The sequence below is a fragment of the Lactococcus sp. bn62 genome (assembly GCF_029492705.2).
Lineage (GTDB): Bacteria > Bacillota > Bacilli > Lactobacillales > Streptococcaceae > Lactococcus > Lactococcus petauri.
In genome coordinates this window covers 1,054,958-1,076,005 of sequence record NZ_CP120417.1, presented here as the reverse complement: position 1 = coordinate 1,076,005, position 21,048 = coordinate 1,054,958, and the positions used below count along the sequence as shown (strand labels likewise).

The following is a 21,048-nucleotide window of genomic DNA, read 5'->3' as shown; positions in this document are numbered from 1 at the left end:
TTTGAATGATTAAAATTTTCATAGCTCTTTCTTTTATTACATTTTCGTTACTTTCATTATAGCATTCCCATTCCTATTTTTACTAAAAATTTGAGAATCTCATGTGTTTTTCTATTACATTTTTTTATAAAACATCATTTAGATTACATAAAGAATAAATATTGAATTTATAATTATTTTTCTTTATTTTATTCCTTTTATAGGTATATAATATTGAATAAATCAATATTTATTGAGGATATAATATGTTTATTGACTATACGTATGAACCACGGCGCGCAATTTTTTTTGAGGATGTGAAATCGAACTATGCCTCAATCGAATGTGTGGAGAGAGGGCTTCATCCTTTAAAGAGTTCTCTTTGTGTCATGAGTCGCTCAGATCACTCCTATGGCCTTATCTTAGCTTCAAGTCCAAAATTTAAAGAGGTTTTTGGAAAATCTAACGTCAGTCGTGCGGCAGATTTACCTTTTTTACTGGAAAATAGGAAGTTTAACTACCGGCGTTGGTATGCCAAACATACTGACATTTACGGGCAACGCACAGAACCCTCAATGCAACATGTCGCTTTTATTGAAAGTTGGGCTAAGCGCACACTTATCGTTCCCCCGCAGATGGCCCTTTATATTGATAAGAATATCGAGATGCAACAACTTTTGGCTAACTATACTTCTTCTGAAGAAATTCACTCGTATTCTATTGATGAGTCCTTCCTTGATGTTACAGAATCCCTGAATCTTTTCTACCCTGACATCAAAGATAAATATGAGCAAATGGATTTGTTAGCCCAGGATTTACAGCATAAAGTCCTTGAGCAAATGGGCCTATTTGTGACCGTTGGAATGGGAGATAATCCCTTGCTGGCTAAGTTGGCGATGGATAATTATGCCAAGCACAGCGCAACTATGCGGGCACTCATTCGTTATGAGGACGTCCCTAATAAAGTTTGGACACTTCCCAAAATGACTGATTTTTGGGGGATTGGAAGACGAACAGAGAAAAGATTCAATAAGTTAGGAATTTACTCTATCAAGGATCTAGCCCATGCAAACCCTGATAGGATTAAACGCAAAATGGGAATCGTTGGTCTTCAACAATTTTTTCATGCTCATGGTATTGATGAAACCAATGTTCGCGAGAAACACCACAAAAAATCAGAAAGCTACAGCAACAGTCAGATTTTGCCACGTGACTATGTACAGCAAGATGAAATAGAGCTAGTGATTAAGGAAATGGCTGAGCATCTTGCTATTCGACTTCGAAAAGGGAAAAAGCTTGCGGGCGGTCTCTCGCTCTATGTTAAACCTTCCTACAAAGAGGACTCTTCTTCAATAAAGACAGCCAGTAAAATTGAACCCACTCAAAGTACGACGGATATTCAATCCGAGTTTTTGCGCCTCTTTAGAGAAAAATATCATGGTGAAATTGTAAGAGAAATCGGTATCGGCGGTTTTGATTTATCTAGCGAAAATATTAAGCAACTTAATCTTTTTGAAACAATGCTCCCCAATGAATCTCAGGTCATCACCCATCAAAAACAGGAAGCTCTGCAAGATGCCATCGATGAAATACGTGATAAATTTGACTTTACAGCCATTCAAAAAGCCAGCGTTTTGACAGCTGGCTCTAGAGTTTTAGAAAGAAACAAAATGATTGGCGGCCATGCAGCCGCAGGAGGAGAAAAAAATGACAGTTGATCGCTCATATAGCCCTTATGAATCCATCCGTAACTATCATGACAGAGGCATGATGAAATGGGGAGCTTTCGCCACCGGAGAACTGTCTGAGGCACAGCGGAAATTGCGAGAGAAAGAGGAATTAGAAAATGAAACATTCCCAAAGAAAGCAACTTCAAAATTAGACGATTAAGATTTTGCACATCATTCTGGTAACTCAGACTGTGCAAAGGCATAATAATTGCCATCCGGATCTTGGAAGTTAAAGTTCACCATACCTTGGAAATCATTGATTTCACTCACTGTATCCGTTGCTTCAGCAACACGCGAGTGCCACTCTTCTAGGTTATCTACAGTAAAGAGCATTGAGCCTTTCATGTCCGCCACTTCTGGTGAATTTTGACGAATAAAATCCAGATTCCATAATTGAATACGTGCGCTTGGCGCATTCGCATCCACTGCAAAAATCACCGTTTCTTGTGAGCCTGAACCTTGACGGCGAAGTTCTTGCAAACCGACTTTCGTCCAAAATTCTGCGTGCTTTGGGACATCTGAAACATAAAGCATATTACAAAGATTAATCATAGTATTTTCTCTTTTCTATAAAGTAAACAAATGGCGGTTTGTTATAAACGCACCTTCTTCTTATACATTGATTATCCCACAGTCTAAGGCAAAAAACAATTTAGAAACTCTGGAATACCGAGAGGGATAATTTATACATTTAGCCAATGTAATAAGAAAATGCATCTTTTTAATAAGAGTTCTCTTATTTTCAAATATTCAGTTCATTTTTCCAAGTCTAATTGCTCCTCAAAGCCTATGTTCCTGTGCTATACTAGAATTATAAAATTACGCGACTAATCACGGAGGTTCTCATTTGATTCAATTTAATTTTTTATCGAAAACTTTTAATGTCATCATAAAAGTCTGTTTAAGTTTACTCGGGTTGGTTATTGCCTTCCTTATGTTTAAAGAGATTTGGGTCCTTCTCTCCTCCTTCACTACTGGATTTATTGATTACAGTTTCTACGATATTATTGACCGTATCTTAACTTTTTTCCTCTTTTTGGAATTTTTAGAACTCATCATTCACTATCTTTCGGATAATGATCACCCAACAATCAAGAAATATATCTATATCGCCGTTGCTTCGATCGTTCGACTTTTGATTTCAAATCACGAAACTTCTCAACTCAGCCTGTTCCTCCAATGTTCAGCCATTTTGGTCCTCATCATTGGAACTGTGATGCTCAACCTTTGGGGAGATTTAAAATAATAAAAACCTTCGCTTATTGTCGAAGGTTTTTTACATCCTCTTACTTAATACTCATCTGTGCAACCGTAAGAAGAACTGCAGGAACGCGGTATGGTGAACATGATACATAATCCAAACCGATGTTTTGAAGAAAAGCAACGGAGTCTGGATCGCCTCCCACTTCACCACACACCCCAAAACTAATATCCTTATGCCGCGGTTTGACAAGCTCTATTGCTGTTTTCATCAAACTGCCCACGCCTTTCTGATCCAAATGTTGAAAAGGATCATCTTCTAAAATCCCTTTCTCAATGTAGTCTGGCAAAAATTTGACCGAATCATCACGAGAAAAGCCATAGGTCAGCTGTGTCAAGTCATTGGTACCAAAGCTGAAGAACTGTGCCGAAGTCGCAAGCTGGTCGGCCGTCAAGCAGGCTCTTGGAATTTCAAGCATTGCACCGATTTTATATGTCAGTTTCATCTTGTGTTTTTCAAAGACATGTTGAATTTTGTCTTCCAACATCTTTTTAAGATAAGACAATTCTTTTTCTTCAGCAACTAAAGGAATCATAATCTCTGGTTTGACCTGCTTTCCTGTTTTAGCAAGCTCCAAAGCAGCTTCCATTATGGCTTCAACCTGCATTTCATATATTTCAGGATAAGTTATGGCTAAACGACAACCACGATGCCCCAGCATTGGATTGAACTCTTCAAGATCTTTCCCTCTTTGCATGATAAAGTCAACCGTTTGACCGCATGCTTCAGCCACTTGTTCATATTCTTCCTTCGTTTTAGGCATAAATTCGTGAAGCGGCGGATCCAAAAGGCGAATCGTACACGGCATTCCCTCGGTGAGATTCAAAATTTCAGCAAAATCTTTTTTCTGGAATTCTTTGAGTGTTTCAAGCGATTGCTTACGCTGCAGTTGATCTTCTGAGAGAAACATTTTACGCATTTCCAAAATTCGTTCTTTTCCAAAAAACATATGTTCTGTACGCGCCAAGCCAATACCGCTCGCACCAAACTCTAACGCAGCTCTGATATCTTCAACAGTTTCAGCATTTGCTCTGACCTGCAACTTCCCTATGTGAGAGGCCCATTTGAGCACTTTTACTAAAAGATCGAGATCTTGTGCCTTATCAAGTTTAATTTCACCCCGGTAGATTTTTCCTGTTGTACCATCTACTGAGAGTAAATCACCTTCATTTATGGTATGTGTACCATCGTATGCTTGTTTGAGTTTTTCATTAATCGTTAATTGTTCACATCCAACCACGCAGCACACCCCCATACCTCGTGCTACGACAGCCGCATGAGAGGTCATTCCTCCACGAGATGTGACAATGGCCTCACTCACAACCATACCTTCAATATCTTCTGGTGAAGTTTCTGTTCGAAGAAGGATAACTTTTTGTCCCGCCGCGTGTGCGTTTTGCGCATCCTCTGCATGGAAATAAACTCTCCCAGAAGCTGCACCAGGGCTCGCAGGTAATCCTTTTGCTATAGCTTGACTCTCCGCCAACATTTGTTCATCAAACACAGGATGAAGCAGTTGAGTAATCATGGAAGGCGTTAGGCGTTTCAAGCTCTCCTCCTTACTTATTACGCCATCTTCTGCCATTTGAGTCGCAATTTTAAAAGCGGCCTTTGCTGTTCGTTTCCCGTTACGTGTTTGAAGAATGAAGAGTTTTCCCTCTTCTATGGTAAACTCGATATCTTGCATATCTTGATAATGCGCTTCCAACTGATGGCATATTTTTTCAAATTGCAAATAAATCGCGGGTTGGTCTTGTTTCAGCTCTTGTATTGGACGCGGTGTCCGAATCCCTGCAACAACATCTTCACCTTGAGCATTCAGCAAAAATTCGCCAAAAACACCGGCTTCTCCTGTGGCGGGATTACGTGTAAAGGCAACTCCTGTGCCACTATTCCCGCCAGTATTTCCAAACACCATTTCTTGGATATTAACAGCTGTTCCAAGTTTATCGGAGATTTCATGGATACGACGGTAAGTTACAGCGCGCGGATTATTCCAAGAAGTAAATACCGCTTCTACTGCAGCATAAAGCTGTTTAGATGGGTCTTGGGGAAAGTTTTCACCAACCTCTTTCAGATAGATTGTGGTAAATTGTTGGATAATCTCCTTCCAATCTTCCGCTTTCATCTCAATATCTGAGCTGTAACCATGTGCTGCTTTATATTGCGTGAGCGCTTCTTCAAAAATGTTTTTATCCACGCCTTTAACCACATCGCCAAACATTTGAATTAAACGACGGTAACAATCATAAGCAAACACAGGATTCCCAGTCTTGCGGGCAAAAATTTCAACACTCTGATGGTTTAAACCTAAATTCAAAATGGTATCCATCATACCCGGCATTGAAAATTTTGAGCCACTTCTGACCGAAACTAAAAGTGGATTTTCCTCATCTGCAAATTTCTTCCCCGTTTCATTTTCTAGCCTCACAATATGCTCTTTTATTTCCTTAACCAACTCAGACAATAATTTTTTTGAATCCAGATACTCTAAGCAAGCTTCTGTAGTTATGGTAAATCCTCTGGGTACGGGTAAACCAATCCCAGTCATCTCTGCAAGATTTGCTCCCTTTCCTCCCAAGAGAGCCTTTTGTTCTTTTGAACCTTCTGTAAAGTTATAAACCCGTTTTTTTGCTCGTGACATTCGCGTCTCCTTTATATGTGACATACTATTTGGTGAATAAACACATTATATAGTATGTCACATTTATTGTCAAGCGTTTTGTAACCGTATTCTTTTATGGCTTATTTACCTTATATATAGCAGATTTCCTTTTATAAATTGCTTTTAAAAGATAAAACACATATAATATATAGTATGTCTTATTTATTAAGGAGTGGCACTTGAAACTGACAACAAGACAAACTGAAATAATTAATATCGTAAAAGCAGAACAGCCCATAAGTGGTGAAAAAATTGCACAAAATTTAGGTTTAAGTCGTGCAACTTTAAGGAACGACTTGTCTATACTAACCATGACGGGATTACTTGATGCTAAGCCAAAGGTGGGCTATTTCTATACGGGGCAAAAAATGCAGCCTCTTTATATTGAAAGCTGCTACTCAAAAAAAGTAGCAGACGTTATGACTTCGCCCCTGATTGTTGAGCAAAATATGTCTGTTTACGACGCTGCGACAAGTCTTTTTCTCTATGATATTGGCAGTATATATGTCAAAAATGAAAATGGCGATTTAGCTGGCCTTCTTTCTCGGAAAGATCTTCTCCGCTTCGCTATTAGTGGCAACAATCTGGAGAAAACACCCGTTGCTGTCATAATGACACGTATGCCTAATATTCATACTATAACTGCCGACAAGACTTTACTTGAAGCTGGGAATATTCTTTCCCAATACGAGGTTGATAGCTTACCTGTGCTTGAAAAAGTAGACTCGAAAAAAATCATCGGTAAAATATCCATCAAACACATCATGAACGCTTTCATCCAAACAGGAAATGAAATGCAAGGCGAAGATTAAGGGGACAAAATGCAAAATATAAAAATTTATCTCATTACTGACTCTGTCGGTGAAACAGCCAAAAAAATTATTTCTGCTGTTGTGGCACAATTTCCAACTGTTGATTTATCAGATGTTCAGCTTTATCCTTTTACCAATGATAAAGCTTCCCTATTAGAAATTTTGAATGATGCCAAAAAAGAAAATGCACTGGTTGCCATCACTCTCGTTGATAAGTCTTTAGTAGCTTGTGTCAAAAAATTTTCAGATACACATGATTTGGCCTATGTGGACTTTATGTCGCCACTCATGCACCTTATTGAAGAACGCTCAGGGGAGCAACCTACACAAGAGTCCGGCAGTGTTCATCGGTTAAATCAAGCCTATTTTAATCGTGTAGCTGCTATCGAATTTGCGGTAAAATATGACGATGGCAAAGATCCTAAAGGCTTTTTAAATGCCGATATTGTGCTTCTGGGTGTCTCGCGAACTTCAAAAACACCACTGAGTATGTACTTGGCCAACAAAGGTTACAAGGTAGCAAATCTCCCGATCATTCCAGAGGTCGAAGTGGCTAAAGAACTTTATAAAGTTGATCCGCGTAAGATTATCGGCTTAACCAGTACTTCTGAAAGTTTAAGTAATATACGAAGCTACCGAGAACAAACGCTTGGGCTTAAAAAAAAATCCATGTATTCTGATGAAAAGCGTATTCTTGAAGAGTTGGCTTATGCAGATACACTCTTTGAGCAATTGGGCATCGAGACAATTGATGTCAGTAAACGTTCAATTGAAGAAAGCTCAATGCTTATTGAGAATCTTATCCAAAAATAAAAAGCACACAAGTGCTTTTTATTTTTTATCTTACAGAAGAGTAAGTTTTTGAATCCTAATTCCCTGATAAAATAAATAAAGAAATAAAAAAACTTTAGAAAAGGACAACACTACATTGACAAAGAAACTTTGGATTATTCCAGCACTCATCTTGTTTATCGCAGGAGGCTACTTTGCCATTAGTAAAGTTATCTCTTTATTCCACCAGCCTGTTCATGGCATCATTCTTTATAGTTCTGACAAAAAAGAGCTCGAACAAAGCTTAAAAGACAACCAATCTTACATAAAAAACAACATCACTGTGGAAGGAAAATATATCACTGAAACGGATACTTTAGTATTAGATGCTGCTTCTGCTGAGAAATTGATTCAAGCAAAAGCTGTCAACACAGTAAGCAAAAAGGGAGACGAATTTAACTTTAAACATGTTACCTCACTTCCGAAAACTCCTGCTTTATGGACAGCTGATACACAAGTAAACACTATCGAAGATGAAAAAGGGCAACGTTTTACTGCTGCAACAACGGAATATGTTGTCTTAGGTGAATCAAGCATGACGAAAAAAACACTTGTTCTTGACAAAGAAGCCTTCAAAAAGTTCCAAGCTCCTGCCAAATATGTCAGCATGATTGAAGAAAAAAGAGATGCTGCACATGCTTTAACAGAGTACAAAGCCGATAAAGCACAAATTTTTAATTTTAAACAAAAATAAACACAACCAAGGTTGTGTTTTTTATATTGCATCCATATTTAAATAAAAAATAAAATATGAACAAGTTCCTTGTGTTATGCATTAGGTTTAAGTTTTTTCACTAAAAATGTCCCAACACTCCAAAGTAATAATACGATAATAACAAAAAGAATCAATAAGCCAATTGAGCCATTAGCAATCGAGCGGAATAAGGTCAGGCCTCCTGCAGCGTAGACAAAGCCCCAAGCTAAATAGCCTGGAAGGGCTACAAGTGTGTACTTGCTCCATTTCCAATCTAACATGCCAGCCGCAAGCTGTACGACAGTTTGAAAACCAACTGTCAAGAAACTCAAAGGTATAACAGGCCATCCATATTTTTGAAGAGCGAGCATTCCTGCTCGATTTTCTTCGGATTTCTCTGCCTTTTTACCCCATTTTGTCTTCAATATTCCCATATGAATGAGTTTTCCTAGACCAAAGGTCATCTGTGCTCTAAAGAAAACAACAATAAACAAGAACAAGGTGGCTTGCCAGAGGGGCAAACTTGCCACCCAATTCAGCATCTTTTCAACCATCTGTTTCACTCCTCTTATTTTACATAAGCTTAATTATAAAGCTCTCTACTATTGAAACATAATATATTAAAAAGTCAAATTCTTTTGTTTTACATAAAATATAAACTAAAAGACTGCAACTTCTTCTGTAATAAAAAGCAAGTACCTTAGTACTTGCTTTATTTTATTCCTTCCTAAATATTTTTTTGTTTGTTCTTAAGCTTTTTTCTTTTTCTTCTTACCAAGAGCTGCTGCGCCTATTAATCCTAAGCCTAGCATACCTAAGCCAATAGAATCCTTATCACCAGTATGTGGCAATGTGCTCATGTGTTCTGAATTTCTTGATGCTAAAGATGTTGATTCAGATGCGCTTAGTGATACTGAAATTGATTCACTTGACGATACAGATGCTGATTCAGACATTGACGATGAGGTTGAAAGTGAGTCTGAATCACTTAGTGATAGAGATGTTGAGCCACTCTCCGATGCTGATTCTGAAACAGATTCTCTGTTTGAAGTTGATATCGAAGTTGACTCACTCGCTGAGTCACTTGTGGAGTCACGACTTGATTCAGAAGTTGAAGATGAAACAGAGACTGAATCACTTGTGGATACCGACAGAGAATCACTTGTCGAACCAGATTGACTCACTGAATCGCTGAGAGAATCGCGTTCTGAAGCTGAAATCGATGTCGAAAGGCTGGCAGAGTCACTGACGGAATCGCGGTTTGATTCAGAGAGTGATGACGATACAGAGACTGAATCACTTGTCGAAACTGACAGGGAAGCACTTGTCGAAACTGATTGACTCACTAAATCGCTGAGAGAATCGCGTTCTGAAGCTGAAATCGATGTTGAAAGACTGGAAGACTCAGACACTGACTCACGTCCTGAAGCAGACACTGAATCTGATACAGAGACTGAATCACTTGTAGATACGGACAGAGAATCACTTGTCGAAACAGACTGACTCACAGATTCACTGATTGAATTTCGGTTTGAATCAGAGAGAGAGGTCGAATCACTTAAGGAATCAGACGCTGAACCTGATTCTACTGGTTCAGACTGAGAAAGTGAATGTGATACTGAAGTTGACTCGCTCACGGATTGAGAAGCTGAACTTGATGTTGAAGTTGAGCTTGATGTTGAATCAGAACCACGGTCAGAATCTGACTGAGAGACTGACACACTATTTGAACTGCTTTCAGATGAAGACTCTGAGCTTGACTGCTCGCCTGAAACAGATGCTGAAGTTGATTCTGAAACGGAGGTCGAAACAGATACAGAGATCGAATCTGAAACTGAATCACTGAGTGATTCACGTTGCGAGTCAGAAAGTGAATCAGATATGCTATTTGAGCTACTTTCAGATGAAGACTCTGAACTTGAGGCCTTACCTGATTCTGAGGCAGATACTGAATCTGAGACAGATAAGGATGCTGAAGTTGAAACAGAGGTTGAAATAGACTCACTCAGCGAATCACGTTCTGAAGTTGAATGAACGATTGATTCACTTACTGACAAACTATCTGAAGCTGATTCTGAACTTGAAGCTCTACTTGAATCCGATGAGGATGCTGAGGCTGAGAGTGAAGCGGAACTTGAGCCTGATAAAGATCCTGAGACAGATTCACTTAAAGAGTCTCTTTCAGATGCTGAGGTGGATACAGATCCACTCACAGACACACTTTCAGATACTGAGTCCGAGCTTGAAACTTGCTCTGAACCCGAAATAGAGAGTGACTCAGAGGCTGATGTTGATACTGAATGTGAGGCAGAACCTGAAGCGGACTGTGAACCAGAGGTTGATTGTGATACCGACTCACTGCTTGATTGAAGTGTTGACATTGAAGCTGAAGTACTTTCTGAGCTTGAAGCATTGCTAGAGTCTGAAAGGGATTCGCTTACGGAACTTGATGATGAGAGACTTTCAGAAGTTGATTCACGACTTGAATCTGAGAGCGATTCAGGAATGGATTCTGAAGCACTCACTGAGTCACGCGCTGAGTCTGAAAGAGAACGACTTTCTGAACTTGACTCAGAGGCTGAACTTGATGTCGAGAGACTCATTGATGTCGAAAGCGATGCAGACTCGGAAGCTGATTGACGGCTAGAATCTGAACTTGAGCTACTCTCTGAACTTGAATCTGAAGCTGATTCACGACTTGAAATAGAAAGTGAAGTACTTTCAGAAGCTGATTCGCTGCTTGAGAGTTTGCTTGATTCACTTACAGAAAGGCTATCTGAATCACGTTCTGAGGCTGATGTTGATGTTGAAGCACTTGATGAATCTGAGAGAGAGTCACGACTTGAAGCTGAAACTGAGAGTGAAACAGATGTCGAATCACTTATTGATTCAGATACAGATTCACTTACAGATACAGAGGCACTCGTTGAAGCACTTGCTGAATCACGCTCTGAGCCCGATGTTGATGTTGAAGCACTCACTGAGTCAGAAACAGATTCACGTGAAGAGTTTGATGTTGAAACTGACTCTGAGGCCGAAATACTATCAGACTGTGAGTGTGAATGACTTACTGAGACTGACGTACTGTTTGATTCACTATTTGAATTCCGATTCGAATCTGACATAGATGTTGAAATGCTCAATGAATCAGATTCTGACCCTGATTCAAGAGGTTCAGAATGAGACAGTGATTGTGACACCGAAGTTGACTCACTCACAGACTGAGAAAGTGATGTTGAGCTAGAATCAGATGAGGAGTCGGATTCGGATTGACGTGATGAATCAGACTGGGAACCAGATAAACTGTTTGAAACACTTTCTGATACGGATTCGGAACTAGAACTGCGTCCTGAGTCCGAAGTTGAGACTGATTCAGAAACAGATTGTGAGCTTGAGCTAGATGCAGAAGCCGAGCTTGACTCACTTTCTGAATCACGGCTAGAGACAGACTGTGAGTCTGAATGACTATTTGAACTGCTTTCAGATACGGATTCGGAACTTGACGCTTTTCCAGACTCTGAGCTTGAGCTGCTTTCTGAGCTTGATGTTGAAGTTGAGTGAGAACCCGATGTGGAGCTTGATTCGCTCATAGAGTTTGTATCAGAGTTAGAAGCCAAAGAATCTGAACTTGAGTCAGAAATTGAATCACGGGTTGAGTCTGAGCTTGAAGTGCTTTCTGAGCTTGAATCATTACGCGAATCAGAAAGTGATTCACTGATTGAGCTTGATGTTGAAAGACTCTCTGAATGAGATTCACGCGCTGAGTCAGATAATGATTGTGAAGCTGATACAGAATCGCTGACCGAATCACGACTTGAGACAGAAAGGGAGCTGCTCTCAGAACTAGAACTACTTCTTGACTCGGATTGTGAAACACTCATCGAGCTTGATGTTGAATTTGATAAAGATTGAGAATCACGACTTGAGTCTGAGAGAGAGCTACTTTCAGAAAGAGATTCTGACAGCGAATCACGGCCTGAAACAGAAAGCGAAGTGCTCTCAGAGGCTGATTCACTACTTGAAAGTTTGCTTGACTCACTTGCCGACTCACTCACCGAATCACGCGTTGATCCTGAAACAGATGTCGAAAGACTGGCAGAATCTGAGAGCGAATCGCGGCTTGAGTTAGAAGCTGAAACAGATGCTGAAACAGAGTCACTAAGAGAATCCGAACTTGAAGCACTTAGAGAATCCGACTCAGAACCTGATTCTAAAGAGTCAGAATGAGAGTTTGAACTTGAAGCAGATTCAGATTCACTTACAGATTGTGACGTTGAAGTTGATCCAGATACAGAGTTAGATTCAGAAGATGAATTGTTGCCTGATTCTGAAAGTGATGACGAGTCACTTGATGAAGTACTTTCCGAAGCTGAAGTCGAGCTTGACTCACGTCCCGATTCGGAAGCCGAGAGTGATTCAGAAGCCGAAACGGAAGTCGAGTTAGAGCTTGAGTCAGAGCTAGATTCACTTGTCGAAGTACGTTCTGAGTCAGATTGGGATATAGATTCTGAGACTGAACTGCTTTCTGAGCTTGACTCGGAGTTTGAATTTCGTCCTGAATCGGAGCTTGAGTCAGAAATCGAAGCTGAAACAGATTCTGAGGTCGATGATGAGGCTGACTCGGAGTCACTTTGTGAATTTCTCTCTGAATCAGATACTGAGGCAGAATCTGAAACGGAGCTGCTCTCTGAGCTTGAGTCAGAACTTGAATTTCGTCCGGAATCTGAAGCCGATTCTGAATCAGATGCTGAGGTCGAAGTCGAGATTGAAGCCGATTCTGAGCTTGATTCTGAGGCTGAATTTGTATTCGAATTCGAATTAAGAGATTCTGAGGCTGATTCTGAAGATGAATTACGACTTGACTCGGAAAGTGAGGTGCTCTCTGAACTTGATGCTGAAGCGGAAGTTGAAACCGAATCACTTGTGGATGCACTTGTCGACAGCGATTCTGAAACAGACTCAGAAATTGATGGACGTTCCGAAGCTGAGAGTGAAGCCGATTCGCTTATTGAGTCAGATATAGAATTACGGCTGGAGTCAGAAAGTGATTCACTCACTGAGACTGACAGCGATTCTGACTGTGATACTTCTTCACTTTGGGACTGTGATTCTGAGCTTGATGCTGAGCTTGATTCACGATTCGACTCTGAAACAGAGGCCGAATGACTGCTTGAGTCAGATGTTGATTCACGATTTGACTCTGACTGCGAATCTTTCTGAGAATCAGATGCTGAAACTGAAGCAGACGTTGACTCACTAAGTGAACGGGAATCGGACACTGAATCTGAGAGTGACTCACGGTTTGAATCTGAAAGTGATGTGGAAAGACTACTTGATTCTGAACTTGACTCCCGACTTGATTCTGAGAGTGACGTGCTATCAGAAGATGAATCACTGCTTGAATTTTTACTTGATTCGCTTGCTGAATCTGAACTCGATTCACGTTCTGAAACTGAAAGTGAATGTGACGTACTTGATGAATCTGATTCTGACTCACGCGTTGATTCGGAAGTTGAGCTACTTATGGAAGTAGACTCTGAACTTGATTCTGAATTCGATAGACTTATAGAGTCTGACTCTGAGCTCGAATCGCTTGCTGAGGCACGATCGGAGTCTGATGTAGAGACAGATTCGCTCACTGACTCAGAGTTTGACTCACGCGTTGATTCGGAATGTGAGGAAGAATTCGAAGCCGATTCACTGATGGAGTCGGATAGCGATGCACTGATGGAGTCAGAAAGACTTGAAGACTCGCTCTGAGAATCACGGGTCGATTCGGAACTTGAAGATGACTGACTGGCAGAATCAGATTCTGAGCCAGACGCAAGAGGTTCTGAATGTGAAAGAGAGCTTGAAATCGATTCTGAATCACTTACAGAAGTTGATACCGATGTCGAATGTGATTCGGAGCTTGAATCTGATGAAGACTGGCGCTCTGACTCGGAACTTGAGAGTGATTCACTCACTGATGTGCTTTCTGAAGCTGAATTTGAGCTTGAGCCTTTTCCTGATTCCGATGAAGATACAGAATCAGATATTGATTCTGAAACTGAAAGTGAGTGAGAATCCGAGACCGACTCACTTACAGAAGCACGATCGGAGTCTGATGTTGAAATAGATTCACTTACAGAAAGACTTTCTGAAACCGAATCAGAAATTGAGCCTTTGCCCGACTCTGATGAAGAAATAGAATCGGAAATCGACTGTGAAGCTGAATTTGAGCCGGACTCTGATGCGGACTCACTCGCTGAATTCGTCTCTGAATTTGATGCCAATGATTCTGATGCAGATTCTGAAACTGATTCACGTTTTGAATCCGAAAGTGATGTGCTCTGTGATGTAGATACAGAAGTTGAGACTGATGCTGAGTCGCTTAGTGAACCTGAAACTGAGACAGAATCGGATAAAGAATCTCGAATGGAGTCTGAGAGAGATTCTGAACTACTGCTTGAATTTGAATTTGAATCTGAATCGCGGCTTGAATCAGATAGTGAAACGCTTTGAGAATCAGAAATTGATGTTGATTCTGATAGTGAATCACTCATGGAAGTTGAAAGTGAAGAAGATTCGGAATTAGAGATACGGTTTGAGTCACTTGCGGAACTAGAAACACTTGCCGAATCACTGCTTGAATTTCGATTAGATTCACTTACTGATAATGAATGGCTGGCAGAATCACTCTCTGAATCTTCCACTGAGCCGCTTAAAGATACCGAAACAGATTCGCTATTTGAATTTCGATTAGACTCACTTATTGATACAGATTGTGAACCACTTAATGAATTTGAGAGACTTTCTGACTCACTCATAGATGCTGAGAGAGAATCACTCACAGAGTTTGAAACACTCTCCGATTCACTGATAACTTCTGATTCAGAGGTAGATTCGGAACCAGAAATTGATTGAGAGTCCGAAGTTGATTCTGAGCTTGACTCAGAAAGAGTTTCTGATAAAGATTCAGAACTAGAGATTGATTTGGAGTCCGAAATTGATTCCGAGCTTGACTCAGAAAGAGTTTCTGATAAAGATTCAGAACTAGAGATTGATTGGGAGTCCGAAGTTGATTCTGAGCTTGACTCAGAAAGGGTCTCTGATAATGATTCAGATACGGATTCCGAATTTGAAATTGATTCCGAATCAGATTGTGATTCAAAGCTAGAATCGGATAAACTTTTTGAATCACTTTTTGAGTCTGAGTCACTTACAATTTCCGATTGAGAAATAGATTCAGAACCACTCACGCTCTCTGATGTAGAGGATGAATCACTAATTACAGGAATTTCATAGCGACTCACTGTCGTCCATCCATTTTCATTTGCGATCCAGTGTCCATCATTCACTACAATTTGAATTGCCGGATTTGTATCCGCCCATTCTGGGTGTTTCCTAATATAGTTGGTCCAATAAGTACTCAAATCCCCATCATAAGAAATCTGAGTCGTATAACTCGTCACCTTTTTTCCCAGAGTTAAATTCAATACATTTTGTTGTGGCACAGAAGGATCAGCTTCAGATTTTAATTTAACCGCAACACTTTTTGGAAGGGGTTTGCTTGGATCAAATTGTACGGTCACATTATCTTTGTTCATCTGAACCTTCATTAGACCGTCATATTTTGAAGGGTCAGTCCCTTTACTAGACTGATAGTAATAGCCTTTATAATTGACATCATAAATCTGATTTTCAGTGACTTGTCCGTCATCATAAGCAGCTCTTTGAACTGGACCTTGCAGTACTTGCGCTTCTGATGCAAGATCAGAGTTTGATTCAGACGTTGACAGTGATTGTGATTGTGACTCTGATGCAGAGCTAGTATTTGTTTCAGAGTCACTCTTTTCTAACTTAATTGCAACACTATCTTTTTGAGCTAAGGTTTCTTTTCCGCTCTGCTTCTCTACCGATGGCTGTGTTGTTTCGGCATAGGTTTGCCCTTGTGACATCCCGGCACCCAAGACCAGACCTGCTACAAGACCAGTTAAAGCCTTCAGCCCCGAACCAAATCTCGTTTTATGTGTTGCTTCATCTTCTTCACCGTATAAGAGTTGATAAGATGTTTCTTTAATTTCTGCTTTAACCTGCTGCGCGGATTTCTTGGATAAATTTAAACAGCTAAAGTGCGTTAAACTGGAGATTACCCAAAACTTCCCCGACTTATGCATTTTAAAACGTGTTACTTGTTTGATAAGTCCCTTTTTCTTATTCATTAACCTTTTTCTTTCTTTTAATTTTAATTTGTCAATACTTTTATGCTGTTTCTGTACCTTTACTTGCATGAATTAACTTTATTTTCCTAAAGTTAAGCTCACGCATCCCCATATTAATAAGAGAAATAGAGTAAAAATATGCATCCATTGGATATGTGACATTACCTCCTTTACCATCCAAAACACATGTTCCGATTAATTTTCCTGAGCGCTCGTAGAATTCCATTTTTATTAAAACTGAATCTTGAGGTTGACAAGTAAAGTCAGTTATTAATCTATAATGCTTGCCACGTTCTAAAAGAGGAAGTTGGAGCAAGGTCCGCTCCCCTTGATAGAGAGCATTGGAAACCCACTTCACAATAGTTGCTCCTGAAGGAAAAAAATTATTTGTGAAGCGAACCGTACGATCCGAGTGGTATACAATTTTTGCGCCATGTTTGTAAAAATTTATTTGCGAAGTATTCCAGATTATGTCAAAATCCATCTTGTTTCCTCTCTCGGCCGTAAGTTTCCACTAAAATCCGATTATATTGATTAATAAACCATTGATTGATGGCCTGTGAATTATCATTATGTCGTCCAGGAATCCCCTTACCTATGACTGCTGAATCCTTATCGGATAAGGCCATAATAATATTGGGATAGGCATTTTTGTCGTAGTCATCATTTTTCATATAAGAAATAATAAAACGTGTATTTGAAAAATCTGATTTCTCAAATGAAGCCCAAAAGCGTTGATTCAAAATCTCGACGCTCTCCTCTGAGAGCTCCCCTGTCAATGAGCGTAAAATATCTAAGGAAGTGGGAAATCCTCCGGGTCTGACAAGTTCTTCATTAGCAGCTATATCACCAATGTTCACCAAAGGTTTCCCCACGATAACATAGCCAGGCGACAGTTCACTTGCATAATAAAGCGCTCCATAAGTTCCCATTGAAAGACCTGACAAGATGAGTTGGTCACTTTTAAAATGAAGTTCCTGTAAATACCTCTGGATAATCTCAATCAATTGCCTTTCCAGTTCCACGCTTCCCATATAAAAACTTCCCCCTTCCAACCGTGGGTCAGTAATCAGCAAAAATGGTGTTCCCAGCTTCTTCATCATAAAGAAACCTTCAAAGCCTTCAGCAGAACGATAGCCTGAGAAATAGACATTAAGTGGAGGTTTTAAATCTCCTGGATAAAAATAGTAAAAAAGTTCTTGGTTTCTTTCATCCACAATTTTTCTACCGCCAAGAATGTACTCTCCATAATGTTGGCGAGAATCTCTGAAGTGGAGCGGGCCAATTTTTAAAGCACCAGCTCCTGTAGCCGTTAGCGATAAACTTAAATAACCGATGTTTTTCTCATAGGGAACTTCTATTCCTCTTTTTATCTCTTCTTGTGTATAAACATGTCTTTCAATGACTTGGCTGCTTCCCTCAAGTATTTTAAGTAGCGTGATGGAAATCTCTGTGTTGCCTTGGCATTCAAACTCTAACCATATTTTTTTAGAACGATCATACATACCAATGTTGTGTTGCCATGTTACTAAGGCATTTTGAGAAAAAAGGGAAAAATCTCCTGACAATTGCAGATAATCTTGCCCATATATTTCAATCTCTCCTCTAAAGTCATCGTTTACTGTTACAGTGTTCACATGAGGTTTTGAACCCATTTGTCCAGAAAAGAAATTTTGAGCTATCGTCGTTATCACTTCTTCTTTTTTATCTTCTGTATTCATAAATAGAGGACATTTTTTTAAGGCTAAATCATGAGGAATCTCTTCTTCATAATCTTGATTAATAATCAGACTATAAGCTTCAATAACTTTTGAAAATTTTTCTATTTGTGCCCAGTTTATTTTGTCTGTACAAATCACGGCATCAAAAGTTCGTCCCTTCCTTCTTTTTATGAGCGCAAGAGCCTCCTCATCTGTTCCTGTCCACATATCAAAATAGGACCACTCCAGATTTTCTCTGTCTTGCAAGGACATGTACTCTTTCCAGTTTTTTTGACCGATTTGTAAAACATGTGTCTTTTTATTCATTTATTCCTCCTAAAATTCGGCTTATTTTATCTCTAAGAGCAACTCCTGAATATTTTTTTATTTGTTGGACGGCGAACATCCGTGCTTCTTGCCAGTGTTTTAATTGATCCAGATAATAACTTAAACCTTGGTAAAGCTCGGTCCAGTCCGCGAGCACTAAACCATTTTTATAGGATTGCACATATTCTGTTGCTATCTGATTTATCTGTGGAATGCCTGCACTTATACCTGCAATTTGAGTAAAAAGATCAGGCTCTTCTCTTAAATCAATAATTAATCGCGTGTCGTTAATGATTTTAAAAAGTTCGTAATCACTATTTATTATCTGCAGATCAAAACTTTTCCATAATTGCATCACCCCTTTTACTTCAGGGTTAGTCTTTTTTAAGAGTGTTGCATCAATAGAATTTTCTCCCGTCAACATAGGGAGAAGTTCTTCTACAAGCGGCATTTCTTCTGGAAATTTTTCAATAAAAAGCGCACGTATTTTTGCTGAAAAAGTCGAAACTAAGGGATACGATGCCATACGTATAATAATTCGAAAACTTCTTTCAACATCGCAATTATCAAATACATCAACTAGATAAGAGAAAAGGATCTCTATGGACTGTCCGATTGCTTCTTCTGTCATGCCTTGGCTCTCAAAATAAATAACTTCTTCTTTTAATTCATGAGTTCTGCTTAATTCGAATCGCGTATCATAAGGACTAATGCGATGGATTTTGCTTTCTTCAGTAAATGCTTTTACTTTCTGCATATTCTGATTTGAATCTACAATAACAGAAAAGCACTGTGCAGCAACTTCTTCTAATCCTTTTTGATTTTTTACTTTACTGCTTAAACGATTGCCAAATAGTGAAAGTGTCATCTTTGGAAGACCTTTACTTTTCTGGAGATAAGGTAAGTTTTTCTCTGTCAATGATACGATTATTGAATCTTCTGCCCCGAGTTGCTCATAATAACTCTCTAATTTTTCAAACTTAATTTCTTCTAAGTTCGCATAGTATCTTTGCTTCAGTCCTGCTGGGTATTCTTTATTTACCTCACACGTTGCATCTTTATGTGTACGGATGACCCAATGTCCTTGTTGATTTAAATATTCTTTATAGCAAAAAGTGCCTTCTTCATAAATATCACGGCTAGAAATAAAACCGCGATCATCATAGATTTCGACTAAGGTTACCTCTCCTCCACTAATATACGTCACTTCAGAAATATAAGAAGCTTCTCCTAAAGTAATCTGACCAATAAGCGCTTCTTGCTGATAAACTAAAATATTAAACGGCGTATAAGAAAAAGTGACTGCATCAGGAAAGTTTAAATCCTTTAATGCTAAACTTTTTTGCTCCACGTGTTCGTTTGTTTGTAACTCATCAAAAATACTTACATAGTTGCTCTCTAACAAATCATAGCGGTGAAGGAAGTAACGAAGTTCAGGCATATAATCACTGATGAGAATTTTATATTCAATATCAGAAGACATAAAGGACTGTATCTGTCCCATCAAATCATCTGTAGACAGGCCTGACTGGATTTTTTTATTCCAGGCTGGTACAAAGTAGATCATTGTTTGTTTGCTCCTTTTATTTTATTAATCCTCCAACTTCCGGTATAAAAGCACCATAATCATTTCTATGGTAATATCTTGAAAACTGAACTGTTATTTCTCGCATCAAAATCATCAGAATGAGCCAAGTAGGAACGAAATAAGCCCAAACACTGATATGAGGCCAATAAAGAGCAGCAAACATAGGTAGACCGATGATCAGACAGTTGAGTGCGGCTGAAACTCCGGCCATGCGAGAGACGTTATGAAAAAGATAGCGCTCTGTATTTTTTCCTGGATAGACGTTATTAAAGTAATCTCCACTTTTTTCAAATTATCTGCAATTTCTTTGTAGTCAATATTGACATAAGCAAAACCGTAAGTCAGTAAGACCAGACTAATAAGAAGGAGAATCACACCTAAAATATGATCCAACTGCACCTGTTCGTAAAGAAAATTTAGGAACTGATTATTTTTATACCAACTTTTTAGCATAAATAGAATATACTGCGGAAATAAGACTACGCTGAAAGCATACATAAAAGGCATTCCCCCCGCTGGATTCGTGGGGATAGGAAGGTAGGATTGTGCAGCGAAACGGTCGTCCAACATCACATGCATCAAAGGCAATCGGCGCTCTCCTTGATAAAATCTAAAGATCAGGAAAGATACAAGCAAGAGAAGAATAAATGCTAAAAGCCAACCTAAAAGAGTGATGATGCCTTGATAATTTTGTACTAAAGGCTCCAGAAAGCGAGTGGGCCAATTTCGAAGCATACTTACTAAAATAATGATAGTAGGTCCGCCTATACCATAATCTGCATTAAGATTGCCTAACCAGATAAGGACAGCTAAACCTGCGACGAGAATCAGTGCTAAAGAGAGATTCCCAATAGGTTTATAGATATCTCCCAAAATTCGAACCTGACTTATGATACTAAAACTCTGAACCAAGCCCAGCAAAATACTGAAAATATATTTCATACGATAATTTTGCTGTGGCGTGAAACTTTCAATATGAAAGACTTTACTGACCGTAAGTACTCTCCAAAAAATCATAGCCGACATCCATGGTCCTAGTCCTAAAGAAAATAATGACAGTCGATCAATAGAAAGTCCGGTCATGCTCATTGCAAAAGAGAGACCCGCTGTTTTATGCGAAAGTTCGGATAGAGCTTGTGCATCTATTCCAGGAATAAGTATATTACTCCCCAATATATAGATGAGCACGATCATGAGTAAAAAGAGCAGACGTTTAATAGCCTTTTGCTTATAAATTGTTAAACCCATCTTTTATGT

14 protein-coding genes are annotated in these 21,048 nt (G+C 39.3%); 6 read left to right on the top strand and 8 right to left on the bottom strand.

Features of this window, described 5'->3' with window-relative positions:
- Positions 1-245 precede the first annotated feature (245 nt).
- Both P3G65_RS05645 and P3G65_RS05640 read left to right on the top strand, forming a co-directional pair.
- Entirely contained in the window at positions 246-1,697 is a 1,452-nt protein-coding gene (locus tag P3G65_RS05645; protein WP_019291729.1) for a Y-family DNA polymerase, read from the top strand.
- A complete protein-coding gene (locus P3G65_RS05640; protein WP_004257029.1) occupies positions 1,687-1,869 on the top strand; it encodes a hypothetical protein in 183 nt (60 codons plus the stop codon). The genes P3G65_RS05645 and P3G65_RS05640 overlap by 11 nt, the downstream gene beginning before the upstream one ends.
- 11 nt (positions 1,870-1,880) lie before the next feature.
- On the opposite strand, the gene P3G65_RS05635 is transcribed toward P3G65_RS05640, so the two are convergent.
- Positions 1,881-2,261, bottom strand: coding sequence for a VOC family protein (locus P3G65_RS05635; RefSeq protein WP_019291730.1), 381 nt, complete (start codon positions 2,259-2,261; stop codon positions 1,881-1,883).
- Between the two features lie 295 nt (positions 2,262-2,556).
- On the opposite strand from P3G65_RS05635, the gene P3G65_RS05630 reads away from it, so the two are divergent.
- On the top strand, positions 2,557-2,955 hold the full coding sequence (locus tag P3G65_RS05630; protein ID WP_004257024.1) for a phosphate-starvation-inducible PsiE family protein: 399 nt from the start codon (positions 2,557-2,559) through the stop codon (positions 2,953-2,955).
- A gap of 40 nt (positions 2,956-2,995) precedes the next feature.
- Here P3G65_RS05630 and ppdK read toward each other — a convergent pair whose 3' ends face one another.
- On the bottom strand, positions 2,996-5,614 hold the full coding sequence (gene ppdK / locus P3G65_RS05625; protein ID WP_019291731.1) for a pyruvate, phosphate dikinase: 2,619 nt from the start codon (positions 5,612-5,614) through the stop codon (positions 2,996-2,998).
- Between the two features lie 200 nt (positions 5,615-5,814).
- On the opposite strand from ppdK, the gene P3G65_RS05620 reads away from it, so the two are divergent.
- The 3 genes from P3G65_RS05620 (at position 5,815) to P3G65_RS05610 (ending at position 7,972) form a co-directional block, all read left to right on the top strand.
- The gene (locus P3G65_RS05620; RefSeq protein ID WP_019291732.1) at positions 5,815-6,447 is read left to right on the top strand and encodes a helix-turn-helix transcriptional regulator; all 633 of its coding nucleotides are present in this window, start codon (positions 5,815-5,817) and stop codon (positions 6,445-6,447) included.
- A 9-nt stretch (positions 6,448-6,456) separates the two neighbouring features.
- The gene (locus tag P3G65_RS05615) at positions 6,457-7,260 is read left to right on the top strand and encodes a pyruvate, water dikinase regulatory protein (RefSeq protein ID WP_019291733.1); all 804 of its coding nucleotides are present in this window, start codon (positions 6,457-6,459) and stop codon (positions 7,258-7,260) included.
- Positions 7,261-7,375: 115 nt separating this feature from the next.
- The gene (locus P3G65_RS05610) at positions 7,376-7,972 is read left to right on the top strand and encodes a lipoprotein BA_5634 family protein (RefSeq protein WP_019291734.1); all 597 of its coding nucleotides are present in this window, start codon (positions 7,376-7,378) and stop codon (positions 7,970-7,972) included.
- A gap of 74 nt (positions 7,973-8,046) precedes the next feature.
- On the opposite strand, the gene P3G65_RS05605 is transcribed toward P3G65_RS05610, so the two are convergent.
- The 6 genes from P3G65_RS05605 to P3G65_RS05580 all read right to left on the bottom strand — a co-directional run bounded on the left by P3G65_RS05605 (position 8,047) and on the right by P3G65_RS05580 (position 21,039).
- A complete protein-coding gene (locus tag P3G65_RS05605) occupies positions 8,047-8,526 on the bottom strand; it encodes a VTT domain-containing protein (RefSeq protein ID WP_004257007.1) in 480 nt (159 codons plus the stop codon).
- A 195-nt stretch (positions 8,527-8,721) separates the two neighbouring features.
- On the bottom strand, positions 8,722-16,176 hold the full coding sequence (locus tag P3G65_RS05600; protein WP_284071356.1) for a KxYKxGKxW signal peptide domain-containing protein: 7,455 nt from the start codon (positions 16,174-16,176) through the stop codon (positions 8,722-8,724).
- Positions 16,177-16,216: 40 nt separating this feature from the next.
- Complete coding sequence (gene asp3, locus P3G65_RS05595) at positions 16,217-16,660, bottom strand: accessory Sec system protein Asp3 (protein ID WP_019291745.1); 444 nt, start codon at positions 16,658-16,660, stop codon at positions 16,217-16,219.
- The gene (asp2, locus tag P3G65_RS05590) at positions 16,650-18,203 is read right to left on the bottom strand and encodes an accessory Sec system protein Asp2 (RefSeq protein WP_019291746.1); all 1,554 of its coding nucleotides are present in this window, start codon (positions 18,201-18,203) and stop codon (positions 16,650-16,652) included. The genes asp3 and asp2 overlap by 11 nt, the downstream gene beginning before the upstream one ends.
- Positions 18,196-19,770 (bottom strand): accessory Sec system protein Asp1, encoded by a 1,575-nt coding sequence (asp1, locus tag P3G65_RS05585; RefSeq protein ID WP_019291747.1) that lies wholly within the window; start codon positions 19,768-19,770, stop codon positions 18,196-18,198. Before asp1 ends, asp2 begins: the two co-directional genes overlap by 8 nt.
- A 198-nt stretch (positions 19,771-19,968) precedes the next feature.
- Positions 19,969-21,039 (bottom strand): accessory Sec system protein translocase subunit SecY2, encoded by a 1,071-nt coding sequence (locus tag P3G65_RS05580; protein ID WP_230318200.1) that lies wholly within the window; start codon positions 21,037-21,039, stop codon positions 19,969-19,971.
- Positions 21,040-21,048: the final 9 nt, after the last annotated feature.